The organism is Agrobacterium sp. P15N1-A (assembly GCF_044626815.1).
In the GTDB taxonomy this organism is placed as follows: domain Bacteria; phylum Pseudomonadota; class Alphaproteobacteria; order Rhizobiales; family Rhizobiaceae; genus Agrobacterium; species Agrobacterium leguminum.
Genome location: NZ_JBIUPF010000003.1, coordinates 137,020 through 151,273 on the forward strand (window position 1 = coordinate 137,020; position 14,254 = coordinate 151,273).

Annotated in this window: 13 protein-coding genes and 1 riboswitch; of the genes, 6 read left to right on the forward strand and 7 right to left on the reverse strand. The window is 61.3% G+C overall.

Annotated elements, in window-relative coordinates; all coding sequences use genetic code 11:
* Positions 1-88: 88 nt before the first annotated feature.
* The 6 genes from ACIK7D_RS12585 to argE all read right to left on the reverse strand — a co-directional run bounded on the left by ACIK7D_RS12585 (position 89) and on the right by argE (position 7,137).
* Entirely contained in the window at positions 89-2,056 is a 1,968-nt protein-coding gene (locus ACIK7D_RS12585) for a hydantoinase B/oxoprolinase family protein (RefSeq protein WP_400156472.1), read from the reverse strand.
* 3 nt (positions 2,057-2,059) lie between these two features.
* Positions 2,060-4,102 carry a hydantoinase/oxoprolinase family protein gene (locus tag ACIK7D_RS12590; protein ID WP_400156473.1) on the reverse strand — a complete coding sequence of 681 codons (2,043 nt, stop codon included), beginning with the start codon at positions 4,100-4,102 and terminating at the stop codon, positions 2,060-2,062.
* A gap of 128 nt (positions 4,103-4,230) precedes the next feature.
* Positions 4,231-4,686 (reverse strand): GNAT family N-acetyltransferase, encoded by a 456-nt coding sequence (locus ACIK7D_RS12595; RefSeq protein WP_078053503.1) that lies wholly within the window; start codon positions 4,684-4,686, stop codon positions 4,231-4,233.
* Positions 4,683-5,039: a cupin domain-containing protein gene (locus tag ACIK7D_RS12600; RefSeq protein WP_003524651.1), complete on the reverse strand. Its 357-nt coding sequence runs from the start codon at positions 5,037-5,039 to the stop codon at positions 4,683-4,685. The genes ACIK7D_RS12595 and ACIK7D_RS12600 overlap by 4 nt, the downstream gene beginning before the upstream one ends.
* A gap of 26 nt (positions 5,040-5,065) precedes the next feature.
* Entirely contained in the window at positions 5,066-5,989 is a 924-nt protein-coding gene (locus tag ACIK7D_RS12605; protein WP_400156474.1) for a 2-hydroxyacid dehydrogenase, read from the reverse strand.
* A 23-nt stretch (positions 5,990-6,012) separates the two neighbouring features.
* The gene (gene argE, locus ACIK7D_RS12610; protein ID WP_400156475.1) at positions 6,013-7,137 is read right to left on the reverse strand and encodes an acetylornithine deacetylase; all 1,125 of its coding nucleotides are present in this window, start codon (positions 7,135-7,137) and stop codon (positions 6,013-6,015) included.
* A 203-nt stretch (positions 7,138-7,340) separates the two neighbouring features.
* On the opposite strand from argE, the gene ACIK7D_RS12615 reads away from it, so the two are divergent.
* The 5 genes from ACIK7D_RS12615 to ACIK7D_RS12635 all read left to right on the forward strand — a co-directional run bounded on the left by ACIK7D_RS12615 (position 7,341) and on the right by ACIK7D_RS12635 (position 11,981).
* A complete protein-coding gene (locus ACIK7D_RS12615) occupies positions 7,341-8,219 on the forward strand; it encodes a GNAT family N-acetyltransferase (protein ID WP_400156476.1) in 879 nt (292 codons plus the stop codon).
* Between the two features lie 39 nt (positions 8,220-8,258).
* Positions 8,259-8,494: riboswitch (cobalamin riboswitch) on the forward strand.
* Between the two features lie 157 nt (positions 8,495-8,651).
* Positions 8,652-9,683, forward strand: coding sequence for an ABC transporter substrate-binding protein (locus ACIK7D_RS12620; RefSeq protein ID WP_137453887.1), 1,032 nt, complete (start codon positions 8,652-8,654; stop codon positions 9,681-9,683).
* A complete protein-coding gene (locus ACIK7D_RS12625; RefSeq protein WP_065657203.1) occupies positions 9,680-10,708 on the forward strand; it encodes an iron ABC transporter permease in 1,029 nt (342 codons plus the stop codon). Before ACIK7D_RS12620 ends, ACIK7D_RS12625 begins: the two co-directional genes overlap by 4 nt.
* Positions 10,705-11,505: an ABC transporter ATP-binding protein gene (locus ACIK7D_RS12630; RefSeq protein ID WP_137453888.1), complete on the forward strand. Its 801-nt coding sequence runs from the start codon at positions 10,705-10,707 to the stop codon at positions 11,503-11,505. Before ACIK7D_RS12625 ends, ACIK7D_RS12630 begins: the two co-directional genes overlap by 4 nt.
* Positions 11,502-11,981 carry a pseudoazurin gene (locus tag ACIK7D_RS12635; RefSeq protein ID WP_080820958.1) on the forward strand — a complete coding sequence of 160 codons (480 nt, stop codon included), beginning with the start codon at positions 11,502-11,504 and terminating at the stop codon, positions 11,979-11,981. The genes ACIK7D_RS12630 and ACIK7D_RS12635 overlap by 4 nt, the downstream gene beginning before the upstream one ends.
* Before the next feature lie 117 nt (positions 11,982-12,098).
* Here ACIK7D_RS12635 and ACIK7D_RS12640 read toward each other — a convergent pair whose 3' ends face one another.
* Positions 12,099-12,929 (reverse strand): class I SAM-dependent methyltransferase, encoded by an 831-nt coding sequence (locus ACIK7D_RS12640; RefSeq protein ID WP_400156477.1) that lies wholly within the window; start codon positions 12,927-12,929, stop codon positions 12,099-12,101.
* 113 nt (positions 12,930-13,042) lie between these two features.
* On the opposite strand from ACIK7D_RS12640, the gene ACIK7D_RS12645 reads away from it, so the two are divergent.
* Positions 13,043-14,176: an ABC transporter substrate-binding protein gene (locus ACIK7D_RS12645; RefSeq protein ID WP_269313454.1), complete on the forward strand. Its 1,134-nt coding sequence runs from the start codon at positions 13,043-13,045 to the stop codon at positions 14,174-14,176.
* Positions 14,177-14,254 lie beyond the last annotated feature (78 nt).

Genomic DNA, 14,254 nt, shown 5'->3' on the forward strand with positions numbered 1-14,254 from the left:
CGACCGACTGCGGCGCGGGCGGTGAATGAAAATCCTGTTTTGCCACCGGCAGACAGCGCAATCTTCGGCGGCCGGTATATGCCGCAGGTCAAACGCCGTAGCGGGCACTTATACGGTCGAAAATCCCGGTCATCCGCTCGCCAAGGGGGCGGGGATCATCGCCCTCGTTTTCGACCGCTTCAAACACCCGGTGTTTCAGGAAAAAGCGCCATCCCACCGGCGATTTTTGCAGGAATTGCGTCAGAAGATCATAACGTTCCCGGGTCCAGACCGCCTCGAAGGCGAGCCGCTCCGGTCCGTAGCTGATGATATCCTCCGTCTTCCGGCGCGGCGCGGCGCGCAGGGCAGCCGTCGCCTCTTCGTCGATCTCATCGCCGATGAGCGCCACTCCATAGTGTCTTGCAGCATTTTCTGCCGAGACCGCACCACGCCGCACATCGCGCAGCACGGCCTGCGGCGGGCGGGTGAAGGGGTCGCCGTAACCGCCGGCTCCCGGCCCGACGACTCGAATGACATCGCCCGGGCCGCAATGGACAATATCGGTATTGCCGAGCGAGATTTCGCCCTCGGTATCGGGATTGCGGAGGAAGCGGGAAATCAGTCCCGGCGCGGCGCCGTTCACACCCCAGCTCGCCATCAGCGAGCGATTGCGGTTGCGGGCCGTGACCACCGTTTCCGGGGAGGATATTTCAAACTCCATGACAGCCGAAAGCCCGCCGCGAAAACGGCCCGCCCCGCCGGTGTCGCGTTGCAGCCCATAACGGCGGAAAAGGATCGGTACTTCCGCTTCGCTTATTTCAATCGGCGTGTTGCGCAGAAAACCGGTGGCGCCGCCCGCGCCGTCGCTGCCGTCGCAGAAGGGCGTGCCGCCGCCGCCGCCGCCAACCGGGCCGATGGAGGCCATGACCGGGCGGCCGTTCCTGTCGCTGGTCTTGATGTTCATGATGGCGTTTCCGCCGGGTGAGGCGGCGGGAATAAGCTCCGGCAGCGCCTTTGCAAAAGCGCCGATGGTGACGATCTGGGTCATGGCGCAGGTCAGCGAACGCATGCCGACAGCGGCCGGGCGCTGGCAATTGACGATCGTGCCTTCCGGCAGCACGGCCCGCGCCGGGCGCAGGGTGCCGGCATTCAGGAGCAGGCTGTTGTCGAGCGTATAAAGCACATAGGTCAGGCCGACCATGACGAGTGAATGCCGCTCGCGGCCGCCGGTCGGCATGTTCAGCGACGAGCCGAGCTGCGGGTCGCTGCCGGTATAGTCGAGGACGGCTTCGCCGCCGCGGATTTTCAGCGTCAGCGCCACGCGGCATGGCCGGCCGCCGACGGAATCCTCATCGGCATAATCGGCAAAGAAATAGTCGCCATCGGGCACCCGGGTGAGGATTTGCCGGGTCTGCTCTTCCGCATAGTCGAAAATCTGGCGCACACCGTCCAGAAAATCGTCAAAGCCGAAACGGGCGACGATCTCCTGCATCTTGCGTTCGCCGATATTGACGGAGGCGATCTGGGCTTGGAGGTCGCCGATATTCTGCTCCGGCATGCGCACATTGGCCTTCATCATGTCGATGATGAAGGGGTCGAGCCTGCCTTTGCGAACGAGCTTGACCGGCGGAATGCGCAGGCCTTCCTGCTCGATTTCGGAAAGCGAGCGAGACAGCGAGGCGGGAACCGCGCCGCCGACATCGGTATTGTGGATGTGCCCGACCACGAAACAGGCAATTTTGCCCGCATGGAAGACCGGTTTCCAGATGTGGATGTCCGGAGAGTGGGTGGCGACGAAACCGCTATAGGGATCGTTGGTGATGCAGATATCGCCATCTTCATATTCCTCGAACATGGAAAGCAGCGGCGCGTAATCGATGCCGCTATACCAGGGCGCACCGAATTGCCGGGGATTGGCGAAGGCCAGCCCCTCGCGCGTCACCACCTGGCAGGAAAAATCCTCGGTTTCCTTGACGAAGGCGGAATGGGCGGTGCGCATCAGCGTAAAGGCCATGGCATCGGCGGCGGCCGAGCAGAAATTGGCGAGCACCTTGAGATTGCGGCGATCGATGGTCATGGGTCAAAACTCCCGCTTGGTAATGACGAGATTACCGAAACGGTCCACATGGACCGTAAAGCCGGGCGGCACCACGGTGGTGGTATCGTCCTGAAGGACGATGGCGGGGCCGTTGAAATCGTGACCGCTCGCCAGATCGTCACGGTGATAGATCGCCAAGTCGTGCTCCATGCCGCCAAACCAGCCTTTCGTGTGAAAGCGCGGTGTTGCGGGGCTGGTGGCCACGCCTGTCTCGCGAAGCGGCGGCTTCGGTGTTTTCCCGGAGACGACGAGCCTGAGATTGACCATCTGCACGGCCGCCCGTTCATCGGAATGACCATAGAGGCGGGCATGTTCTTCGTGAAATGCCCTGTTGATCGCGCTGGCGTCGCCGCTGCCCAGCCATTCCGGCTGGAGCGTGGTTTCGATTTCGTAGGATTGGCCGCGATAGCGCATGTCGGCGGAAAGCCGCATCTCGCAATCACCGTGAAAACCCTGTTCCTTCAGCCAGTTGAGGCCGGTTTCCTGCATTTCGGCGAGAAGGGGGGCGAGATCGGAGGCCTCCCTGTCGTTCACATCGCAATAGGTGGTGCGGATGAAATCGTTCTTCAGATCGGCAATCAGGCCGCCGAGCGCGGAAACGACGCCCGGGGTGGGCGGCACCACCACACCCTTCATATCCAGTTCGCGGGCGAGGAAACAGGCGAGCATCGCGCCGGCGCCGCCGAAAGCGAAGAGGTGAAATTCGCGGGGGTCGATGGCGAAACGGGAGGTGAGGGCGTTCACCTCCGCATACATGCCGGAGACGGCGATATCGACGATATTGCCGGCGAGCGCTTCGACGGAAAGGCCGAGCTTTTCGGCAAGCGGCGAGAGCGCGGCGCGCGATGCAGCGTGATCGACGGTCACCGCGCCATAACCGAGCGGCATATGGCCGATGAGATTGGCGGCCGCCATGGCATCCGTGATCGTCGGGCGGTCGCCGCCGCGTCCGTAACAGGCTGGCCCCGGCGTCGAACCGGCACTTTCCGGGCCTACCTGCAACAGCCCGAGACTGTCGACCCATGCGACCGAGCCACCGCCCTGGCCAACAGAGCTGACGGAAACGGAAGGGACATGAATCTGGAAATCGCCGATCAGCTCGCCGACCCCATATTGGGCCTCGCCATCAAGGATAACGGCCACATCGGCGCTGGTGCCGCCGATGTCGAGGCTCATCACCCGGTCAAAGCCGCTGGCCTTTGCCAGATAACCCGCGCCGATGACGCCGGAAGCGGTGCCCGACAGGATCATCTGCACACATTCCCGCCGCGCCTGATCGATGCCCATGACGCCGCCATTGGTCTTGGTGATGAGCAGCGGGCAGGCAATGCCTTGCCTGCGCAGCACCGTTTCGAAACGATCGAGGTAATGTGCGACGCGCGGCTGGACATAACCGCTGATGACGGCGGTGACGGTGCGCTCATATTCGCGGATGATCGGCCATGTCTCGGCAGAGGAGACCACCGGCAATTGCGGCGCGATGCGTTCGATCATCGCCTTCACGGCAAGTTCGTTTTCGGGATTGCGGTAGGAATGCAGGAAGGCGAGCACGATACCGTCGCAACCGGCTGCAAGGGCGCCGGCGACGGCCTGCGCCACATTCTCCTCGTTCGGCGCGAGCTTTACCTCGCCGGTCGCCAGCATGCGCTCGGCTATGCCGAAAACCCGTTCGCGCGGGATGAGCGGCTCCGGCCGCACGGAATAGAGATTGTGGATCTGCGGAATTTTCAGGCGTGCGACGCCCAGCACATCCTCGAAGTTTTCGGTGGTGAACAGCGCGACGTTCTGGCCGTTGCGCTGGATGACTGTGTTGACGCCGACGGTGGTGCCATGGGTGAAATAGGAAACGTCCTTCGCTTCGATGCCGTCGCGCTTTTTCAGCGTGTCCAGCGCGAGAAGGATTTCTTCTCCGGGCGCATCGGGGCGGGAAAACACCTTCAGGGTGGAAAGCGAGCCGGTGCCATCGTCGAACACGGCAAAATCCGTGAACGACCCGCCAACATCGACGCCAATGCGATATCCCATCTCTTCCGTCTCCTTTTCCAGTGCGGACGATGCTGTCATCGGGACCGGAAAAGGGCCAAGCATTTATGGGGTAAGGGTCATAGCCCCAGGTTATGAGGATGGCCGATGTGGCCCGTAGGGAGGGTTGCTCAACCCTCGCCGGGTTTCGGCACCGTCATGTAATATTCGGGATGAGGTGCTGCGCGATAACCGGCCTTTTCGTAAACGCCATGGGCGTCGCGGGTCGCCAGCATCCAGCTCGATACCGTCGAAAGCTCCGGGTGTTTGCGTATCTCGGTGGCGATCCAGGACGCAAGGCCGCGACCGCGATGATCCTCCACCGTGAAGACATCGCGCAGATAGCCGAAAACGGCATAATCCGTCACCAGACGGGCAAAGGCGGCCATGGAGCCGTCAGGGGCGTAAACGCCGACCGGCAGCGAATGCGAAAGCGCCCGCTTCAGCCGGTCGGCGGTCATTCCCTGCGCCCAGTAGGAATCGCGGGCGAGAAAACCATGGACCAGATCGAAATCCACCCGTGCCGGATCGGTGCTCAGCACATAGCCGTCGCGGGTGATTTCGAAAATGGCCGGTTCCCAGTTCATCCGTTCACCGTAACATAGATCTTGCGGACGGTTTCAATGGTTTTCCATACCCCGACGAAGCCCGGCTTCATGACGAAACTGTCGCCAGCCGTATAACGCAGCGGTGCGCCGCCTTCCGGCGTGATTTCGATGACGCCTTCGAGAATATGGCAGAATTCGAAGGTTTCTCCCTTGATCGAACGGCTTTCGCCCGGCGTCGCTTCCCAGATGCCGGTGTGGACGGTGCCGTTGCGGGCTTCGTCCAGCGGCCAGGTCTTGAAGGACGGATCGCCGGAGATGAGGCGTTCCGGCAGGGCCTTGGAGGCTTTCGGTTCGAAGGCGGGGTGCGTGTCGATGGTCTTGAGAAGCGGCATGGGTGTCCTTTCCTGGAACGGGATGATCAATATCCGCGATTGCGGTCGACGAGGCCGAGCGGCTCGAGGCCGGACTGGTATCGTTTGATGTTCTCGACAACGGTGCGTGCTGCCGAATGCGGCTGGGTGACGCTGGCGATGTGCGGCGTCAGGAGAATTTTCGGATGCGTCCAGAAGGGATGGTTTTCCGGAAGCGGTTCCGGATCGGTGACGTCGATCACCGCGCCCGAAAGCCTGCCGCTGCCCAGCGCATCGATGAGGGCGTCGTGGTCGAGCTGTTTGCCACGCCCGGCGTGAACCAGCCCCGCACCCTCGGGAAGCATCCCCAGGCGTTCGCCATTCAGAAGTCCCGTCGTTTCGTCGGTCAGCGGCAGCAGGCAAACGAGAATATCGCTGGTCGAAAGCGTCGTGGATAATCCGGCTTCGCCATGATGGCAGGTCACGCCATCGATCTCGCGCGGTGAACGGCTCCAGCCGGAAAGCGGAAAACCGAAGGGTTTCAGCCGTTCCAGCGCCGCAACGCCCAGCATGCCGAGGCCGAGAACGCCCACCCGGCAATCTTCCGCCTGACGCTGCGGCAGGGCCTTCCAGAGTTGCTGGCGCTGCTGCTTCAAATAGACCGGCAGGTTGCGGTGAAGCGCCAGCACGCCGAGGCTTACATATTCCTGCATCATGCGGATGATGCCTTCATCCACCATGCGCACGACTTTTACATGCGCAGGGACGGCATCGATGTGAAATTGATCGACGCCCGCACCGATGGAAAACAGGATTTCGAGATTGCGGTAGCGGCCGATATCCTCCGGCACGGTCCAGGCGATGAGGTATCGAACCGCATCCGGATCGACGCTTTCGGCATCCATCGAAAAGGGCAGTTCCGGCAGGTCGCGGGCCAGAGCCTGCCGGAAAATCTCGCCGCGCTTCGCGTCGGAATTGAAGAAGAAAGTCATCTGAAATCCGTGGTTCCGAAGGTTTAAGCCGTGCAGCGGCTCGCCAGTGTTTCCAGCATTGACTGGCAGGCCGACAGTTCGCCGGCCGTTATGAATTCGTCCGGCTTGTGGGCGCGGCCGATATCGCCCGGGCCGCAGATTATGGCGTCGATGCCGGCCGCCTGAAAAAGTCCGGCCTCCGTGCCGTAACTGACGGCGGCGATGCAGGGCGCGTCGGTCAATTCTTCCAGAAGCTTCACGAGCGGTGCATCGGCGGGAAGGGACAGCGCCGGATAATCGCTCATCGGCGTCCATTCTACGTCGATGCCCTCGGCGGCGAGCGCTTCGACACGGTTGCGCACCGGCTGGAGCAGGGCGACCGGCGATACGCCAGCAATCGCCCGCGCCTCCAGTTCGATGGCGCAGAAATCGGGGATGATGTTGATCGCCTGTCCGCCTTTCACCGTGCCGATCTGCAGGGAGGAATAGGGCGGCTCGAACGTCGCTTCGAAGGGACCCTCGGTGAGAACCTGTGCTGTCTCGACCGCCTTTGCCATGATGCCGGCCATCAGATGAATGGCGTTCACGCCCTGATCCGGCCGTGAGGAATGGCCGGAGCGGCCGCGAATGGTGATGCGTGCGGCGGCCTTGCCCTTGTGGGCGCGGACGGCGCGCAGATTGCTTGGTTCGCCGATGATCGCGCCCGCTGGTTTTGCGCATAGTTCCGGCAATCGGGCAATGAGATGCGGAACGCCGCGGCAGCCCGCCTCCTCGTCATAGGAAAAAGCGATGTGAACGGGCCGCTTCAGCGCCATGCGTGAAAATGCCGGTGCTGCGGCGAGAACCGTGGCCAGAAACCCTTTCATGTCGGTGGTTCCGCGTCCGTAAAGACGCTCGCCTTCGGCTCTGAGGGTAAAGGGATCGGAGGACCATTCCGGCTCACCGGCTGGCACCACATCCATATGGCCGGACAGGATGTATCCGCTGGCATCTGTCGGGCCGAAGCTGGCGAAGAGATTGGCGCGGTCGCCCTCAGGGCCGGCAAGCAGCGATACTTTCGCGCCGTGGCTTTCCAGATAATCGGCGATCCATCCGGCGATGTCGCCATTGGCGGTTCCGACCACCGACGGGAAGCCGACAAGACGCTCCAGAATGTCGATTGCGTTCATGGCTGTCTCCGTCGCTTCAACGCCGAAAAGCTTAGAGCGGCCTGCGGCGTTTATCTGCTGAAATACGGGTGATTTCAGTAGATTGTTGTGTCCTTCCAGCGCTTTCGGAAAATTCCTGCTGACGAGGCTGGTTATCTTTGGATGTCGTGAGCTGGGCTGCCGGGATCAAGGTTCCGCGCCGGAGGGAATGAGAGCCGTTTGTCATGGAGCTGCTCAAAGTCGATAGTTTCGAGTTGCGGACAGTGGATATCGCCGATGTGGAGGCCGATCATCTGCATGCTTTGTCCATGGCTGTCGGATGGCGATATCACGCGAACGAATGGCGTTTCCTGCGGCAGTGCGGCGTCGGGCTTGCCGCGCTTGACGAAATCGATCGCGTTGTCGCAACGGCAATGCTGTTTCCCTATGATGAGGCTTTCGCGACGGTCGGCATGGTCATCGTTTCCCCCCGTTTGCAGGGGCAGGGCGTCGCACCATGGCTGGTGGGTCAACTCATTGCGGGTTACCCTGACGCCGCCCTGCGGTTGAACGCCACGGAAGCCTCGCGACGGCTTTTCGCACGGCTGGGTTTTTCCGGAGATACGGAAAAAGTACATCTCCTGCGCGGCAAGGCGCGCTGCCCTGCCGAGATGCCGGCGCATGGAAGAAAACAGAGAATCGAGCCGCTGTCCGAGGATCATTTGTCCGCCGTGGCGGATCTGGATCGGGTGGCTTTCGGTGTTTCGCGCCGGGGCGTCCTGCAACGCCTTCTCCGGGAAAATACGGGTTATGGCCTGTTTGAGGCCGATCGTCTTGCCGCCTTTGCATTGCGGCGTGCGGCGGGGCGAGGCCATATTGTCGGCCCGGTCGTCGCCGGTGACGAGGCGGATGCGATTGCGCTGGTCAGGCGACATTTTTCCGATCTCGACGATCAGCTTGTCCGTCTCGATGCCGTGCGGGATAGCGGTCTTCTGACCGAGTTCCTGGCGCAATCCGGGCTGGTGGTGATCGAAACGCTCACCACCATGTCGAAAGGCGCGCCGCAACCGGCAGGCTCCGGCTCCGCAAAGATTTTCGCCCTGGCAGGCCCGTCTTTGTGCTGAGGTGCGGCACTATCGCAATTGACGCCCCGCCTCTTGCCCCTTATGTGAGAAAGCGACGGTTCCTGCAGCCGAAAGGCGAAGGGATTAATAGGGAACATGGTGCGGGCGATCTTTTTCGCCCAATGCCGTGGCTGCCCCCGCAACTGTAAGCGGATTGTCGTTCATCCCCGTGACGCTTCAAGGCGTCATGCCACTGTATTCTCCGGAATGCGGGAAGGCAGATGAGTGACGCAGATCCGTGAGCCAGGAGACCTGCCGTCGAAATATAAACCATCGTTACGGGCGGGGAAGCCCGGAAGAGGAGATTGTAATGTTATTTCATAACATTTCGTTTGCGTCCTATTGCCGTTCTCCGTACAAGACGTCCCGCTGTTGCTGCGCGTTCTGACGCCTGCTGCTCTGGAATAAGATTTACTTTCGACTGGAGAACACATGTTTCATTCTAGACGCCTGCCGGTCCATGCCGGCTTTCTGGCCGCTGCGCTTGCAGTTTTGCCTGTCGCCGGCGCCAATGCTGCCGAAACCACCTATCCCCTGACGATCAACAGCTGCGGTCAGGAGATCACCTTCAAGCAGGCACCCGCCCGCACCGTGTCCGTCGGCCAGAGCACGACCGAGGTTCTTTATCTTCTTGGCCTCGCCGACAAAGTGGTTGGCACGGCGCTGTGGATCGGTCCGGTTCTGAAGGGCTACGAGGAGGCCAATGCCAGGGTCGAGCGGCTGGCTGACAATGATCCGAGCTTCGAGGCGGTCATCGGCAAGAAGCCGGACCTCGTGACGACGCAGTTCCAGTGGCAGATCGGCCCGGAAGGCGTTGTCGGAACACCGGCGCAGTTCGCGGAACTCGGCGTTCCCGTTTATACCTCGCCCGCCGATTGCATGGGCAAGGACAATTCCGGCGGCGGCGACGGCGTGCGCAACACCGTCTTCACCATGGATCTGATCTACCAGGAAATCCGCGATCTCGCCAAAATCTTCAACGTGCAGGATCGCGGTGAAGAGGTCGTTGCCGACCTGAAGAAGCGAGAGGAAGCCGCCCGCGCCAAGATCGCCTCGGCAAATGGCAAGCTTTCTGCCGTCTTCTGGTTCTCCAGCGCCGAGCTGGATATCGATCCCTATGTGGCTGGCCGCAATGGCGCTCCCGGCTACATCATGTCCGCGCTGGGCTTAAAGAACGTCATCGAAAGCGATGAAGAATGGCCGACGGTCGGCTGGGAAACCATCGCCAAGGCAAATCCGTCAATCATCGTCGCCGGCAAGATGGATCGCCGCCGTTTCCCGGCCGATGATGTCGCCGTCAAGTTGAAGTTCCTTGCCACCGATCCCGTGGCCAGCATCATGCCAGCCGTCAAGGAAGGACATGTGTTCGAGATGGACGCGCAGGCGATGAACCCGACCATTCGCACCATTGAAGGCATCGAAACGCTGGCCGAGGCGATTTCGGCCGCCGGCCTCGCCAAGTGAACGGCCTTTCCATCCATCTTGGCAGGGCAGGGCTGGCTTTCGCCGCGCTCGCCCTGCTGCTCGTCGCGCTGATGGCCGGGGCGGCCATCGGCGAGACCGCCATTCCTTTCGACGTCGTGGCGAAAACAATCGCCAACCGCGTCTTCCATGCGGCCTATCCGCTGGAACCGCTGGATGAGGGCATCGTCTGGAGTTACCGTCTCAGCCGCGCGGTCGTCGCCGCCTGTTGTGGCGCTTCTTTGGCGCTGGCCGGGGCGGTGCTGCAATCGCTTTTGCGCAATCCGCTTGCCGATCCTTATATTCTCGGCATTTCCGCCGGCGCCTCCACCGGTGCCGTCGCTGTCGCGCTGCTTGGCTTCGGAGCGGGGTTCCTGACGATGCCGGCCGGGGCGCTTATCGGTGCTTTCGTCGCGTTTTCGCTGGTCAGCCTTCTGGCGGTGCGGGCGGGACACGGCAACAGCGCCATTATTCTGGCGGGGGTGGCCGGGTCGCAGCTGTTTAATGCCATGACCTCTTTCATCGTCACCAAATCCGCCAATGCGGAACAGGCGCGCGGCATCATGTTCTGGCTGCTGGGCAACCTCTCGGGCGTGCGCTGGCCGGATGTCTGGCTGGCGCTTCCGGTCAGCCTTGCGGGACTTGCGGTGTGTCTCTGGTATGCCCGGGCGCTCGATGCCTTCGCCTTTGGCGGTCAGGCGGCTGCCTCGCTCGGCATTCCGGTGCGCTGGGTCTATGCCGTGCTGATTTCCGTTTCGGCGATCATGACGGCTGCGATGGTGTCTCTGGTCGGCTCCATCGGCTTCGTGGGCCTCGTCATTCCGCATGCCGCGCGTATCTTCGTCGGGGTTCGCCATGGCATATTGCTGCCGGTAACGGCGCTGACCGGCGCGGTTTTCATGATCGTCGCGGATATTCTCTCGCGCATTGTCATTCCCGGGCAGGTGCTGCCCATCGGTGTCATCACCGCGCTCGTCGGCGCGCCCGCCTTTGCCTTCATCCTCGGGCAGAAGAGGGGGCGTTCATGAAATTATCCGCCCACGACCTGCATTTTCACGCCGGCAATATCGACATCGTGCGCGGCGTTTCACTCGATGTCGGTTCCGGTGAGTTTCTTGGCGTCATCGGACCGAACGGTTCCGGCAAAAGCACGCTGCTTTCCATGCTGGCAGGCATTCGCAAACCACGGCGGGGGCACGTTACGCTCGGGGATGAGCCGCTTGCCTCATTGGGACGGCGAGACCTTGCCCGCCGGCTCGCTTTCGTGGAACAGCAGGCCGAAACCACCGAACGCATCACCGCACGACAGGCGGTGGAGCTTGGGCGCACACCCTATCTCGGGCCGCTTTCCGCCTGGTCGCAGCAGGACGACGCCATTGTTGATGCAGCACTTGCCAATGTCGACATGGCCGACAAGGCGGAGCGCAATTGGCACCATCTTTCCGGCGGCGAACGCCAGCGCCTGCATATCGCCCGCGCATTGACGCAGGAGCCGCATATCCTGCTTCTGGACGAACCAACCAATCACCTCGACATCGGCCACCAGATCGGCCTGCTCGATCTGGTGCGCCGGCAGGGCCTGACCGTCGTGGCGGCGCTGCACGATCTCAATCACGCCGCCATGTTCTGTGACCGCGTCGCCATCATGCACCGGGGCGAGATGATCGCGGTCGGTCCGCCACGGGAGGTTCTGACACCGGCGAGAATAGCCGCCGTCTTCGGGGTGGAATGTGTCGTCACCACGGATGAGGGTGGCTTTTCCCATATTCGTTTTCTGCCGGCCCACGGGCGGGCCGAGCATCCAAGGAAAGTACTGGCACGATGATGCAACTGCTGACACTCGCAAACGCCGCTGCAAAGACCGGACTGTTTTGTGCCGCTGCCGTAATTGCCGTGGCGTTCACGGGCTTTCCGCTTCAGGCTTCAGCCGAGACCTTCGAGGTGAAAATGCTGAACCGGGGCGAAAAAGGCCCGATGGTATTCGAACCGGATTTTCTCGAAATAGCGCCCGGCGACCGCGTGCGCTTCGTGCCCACCCACAAGAGCCACAATGCCGCGACCATCGATGGCATGATCCCGGAAGGTGTCGAAGGTTTCAAAAGCCGGATCAATGACGAATTCGAGACCGGCTTTGAAAAACCGGGCTTTTACGGCATCAAATGCTCGCCGCATTACGGCATGGGCATGGTCATGCTGATCAAGGTCGGAGAGGCCACCCTGCCGCAGAGCTACCGGACGGTGGACGTGCCGGGTCGGGCGAAGCCAAGGTTCGAGGACCTCTTCGAGCAGGCGGAAAAATGAAGCTGCACTGAGCTCTCATCCGTTATGCCGGACTTGATCCGGCATCCAGCCACGGCGCGTCTCCGCCGCGGGAAGAGTCTTTTGCGATCAAGGACTTGATCGCACTGGACCCCGGATCTAGTCCGGGGTTACGGAGTTGTCTCCCGGCTTCACCGCGCACACGGCATAACGATGCTGCAGCCCGCGCAGAATACCTTTCAGCAGGCTGAAGTTTTTCGCCTGGGCACGGTGAATGGCCTGAAGCTCCTGATCGATTGCGACAGGTTCGAAGCCGGTCGCACGCAACAGCGCCGCGACATCGCCGGCCCGTGCGCCCTTCGAAAAATAAACGCGGGAAAGAATGCTGTTGAAGGTGTTTTCCGGGTCCGCCGGCTTGTGCGGCTGGTCCGGCTTGACGAGGCCGATGCTTTCGAGGCCGGCCGCCAGTTTCTTCACCAGTTTTTCGCGCCAGCCGGTATTCACGAAATCGCCGTCGACGATCAGAAGCCGTCCGCCCGGTTTCAGAACGCGGAACCATTCGGCAAAGCTTGCCTGCGGGTCCACCAGCGTCCAGACCAGATGACGGGTGATGATGACGTCGGCACTTTCATCCGGCTCCATCGTGTTTTCGGCATCGCCGACGAAAAAGCGGATGCTGCGGCCACGGCTTTTCGCTTTTTCACGGGCAAGCGCCAGCATGGTTTCCGACCAGTCCATGCCGGTGACCTGAAAACCGAGATCGTCCATCAGGTGCGAGATGACACCGGTGCCGCTGGCAAGATCGAGCGCCCTGCGGCCCTCTCCGTGGCCCAGATGTTTCAGGATAAGCGCGTGCCAGGCCTCGCGCTCGTCCTCGGAGAAAATTTCATGTCCGGGGGAAAGGTCGAAAGTCGCGGCGCGGCCGGACCAATAGGATTTGATTTCGTCTCTCAGACTGTCGTTTTTGCCATATTGGATTGTGTCGATCATCGGTCTTCAACTCATGTACCGGTCAGTTAAGAATGGCTCTAAAACATAAATGTTGACTAGTACAGTCAGAAAATAATACAGCCGCGCCAGTCAACACTGGAGAGCAATATCCGATGCGCATCTCAGCCAAATCTGCGGCACTTGCCCTTGGCCTTCTCGTATCCGCCGCATGGCCGGCATTCGCCGAAAAGGTCACCGTCAAGGATGTGACGGGCCGCGATGTCGAGGTGAATGTGCCGGTATCGCACGTCATCCTCGGTGAAGGTCGCCAGATTTATTTCCTGGCTGCACTCGACAAGGAAAACCCTTTCCAGCACGTGGTCGGCTGGCGCGACGATCTGGCGAAGGCCGACCCGGAAACCTATGCGGCCTATCTCGCCAAGTATCCGGAGATCGCCAAGCTGCCGACTTTCGGCGGCATGAAGGACGGCACCTTCGACATAGAGCAGGCTGTCGCCCTGAAGCCTGACGTGATCCTGATGAATATCGACGCCAAGACGGCGACCGAAGAAGCGGGCTATATCGAAAAGCTCGCCAAGGTCGGCATTCCGCTGGTCTATGTCGATTTCCGTGAAAAGCCGATGGAAAATACCGAGCCGAGCATGCGCCTCATGGGCCAGCTGACGGGCAAGGAAAAGATCGCCGAGGACTTCATCAAGTTCCGCGCCGACTCCATCGCCAAGGTTACCGATACGCTCGAAAAGGCCAATCCGAAGAAGCCTGTCGTGTTCATGGAGCGCGCCGGCGGTTACTCCGACGATTGCTGCATGTCCTTCGGCAACGAGAATTTCGGCAAGATGGTGGAGCTTGCCGGCGGCGTCAACATGGCCAAGGACATCATTCCCGGCACTTTCGGCACCGTCAATCCGGAACAGATCATTGCCTCCAACCCGGAGCAGATCATCATCACCGGCGGTAACTGGAACGGTTATGTTCCGGGCGGCAACTGGGTCGGCGTCGGTTATGGCGCGGATCTGAAGGAAGCCCATCGCAAGCTTGAAAACCTGACCAAGCGCCCGGCTTTCACCGGCGTACAGGCGGTGAAGGACGGTAATGTCCACGCCATCTGGCATCAGTTCTACAACAACCCCTATCAGTTCGTGGCCGTTCAGGAAATCGCCAAGTGGCTGCATCCGGACCTCTTCAAGGACCTCGACCCCGAGGCGACCTTCAAGGAACTGCATTCCCGCTTCCTGCCGCTCGACTACAAGCCCGGCTACTTCGTTTCGCTGAAGGACGCCAAGTAATAAAGGGACGGTGAAGGGGAGCGCCGTCCGACCGATGGATAAAGCCGCAGCCATGCGGCTTTATCGCTTTGTTTTGGA

Coding starts and splice junctions, on each gene's coding strand:
- ACIK7D_RS12585 (WP_400156472.1), bottom strand. CDS start 2,056: ATGACCATCGATCGCCGCAATCTCAAGGTGCTCGCCAATTTCTGCTCG.
- ACIK7D_RS12590 (WP_400156473.1), bottom strand. CDS start 4,102: ATGGGATATCGCATTGGCGTCGATGTTGGCGGGTCGTTCACGGATTTT.
- ACIK7D_RS12595 (WP_078053503.1), bottom strand. CDS start 4,686: ATGAACTGGGAACCGGCCATTTTCGAAATCACCCGCGACGGCTATGTG.
- ACIK7D_RS12600 (WP_003524651.1), bottom strand. CDS start 5,039: ATGCCGCTTCTCAAGACCATCGACACGCACCCCGCCTTCGAACCGAAA.
- ACIK7D_RS12605 (WP_400156474.1), bottom strand. CDS start 5,989: ATGACTTTCTTCTTCAATTCCGACGCGAAGCGCGGCGAGATTTTCCGG.
- argE (WP_400156475.1), bottom strand. CDS start 7,137: ATGAACGCAATCGACATTCTGGAGCGTCTTGTCGGCTTCCCGTCGGTG.
- ACIK7D_RS12615 (WP_400156476.1), top strand. CDS start 7,341: ATGGAGCTGCTCAAAGTCGATAGTTTCGAGTTGCGGACAGTGGATATC.
- ACIK7D_RS12620 (WP_137453887.1), top strand. CDS start 8,652: ATGTTTCATTCTAGACGCCTGCCGGTCCATGCCGGCTTTCTGGCCGCT.
- ACIK7D_RS12630 (WP_137453888.1), top strand. CDS start 10,705: ATGAAATTATCCGCCCACGACCTGCATTTTCACGCCGGCAATATCGAC.
- ACIK7D_RS12635 (WP_080820958.1), top strand. CDS start 11,502: ATGATGCAACTGCTGACACTCGCAAACGCCGCTGCAAAGACCGGACTG.
- ACIK7D_RS12640 (WP_400156477.1), bottom strand. CDS start 12,929: ATGATCGACACAATCCAATATGGCAAAAACGACAGTCTGAGAGACGAA.
- ACIK7D_RS12645 (WP_269313454.1), top strand. CDS start 13,043: ATGCGCATCTCAGCCAAATCTGCGGCACTTGCCCTTGGCCTTCTCGTA.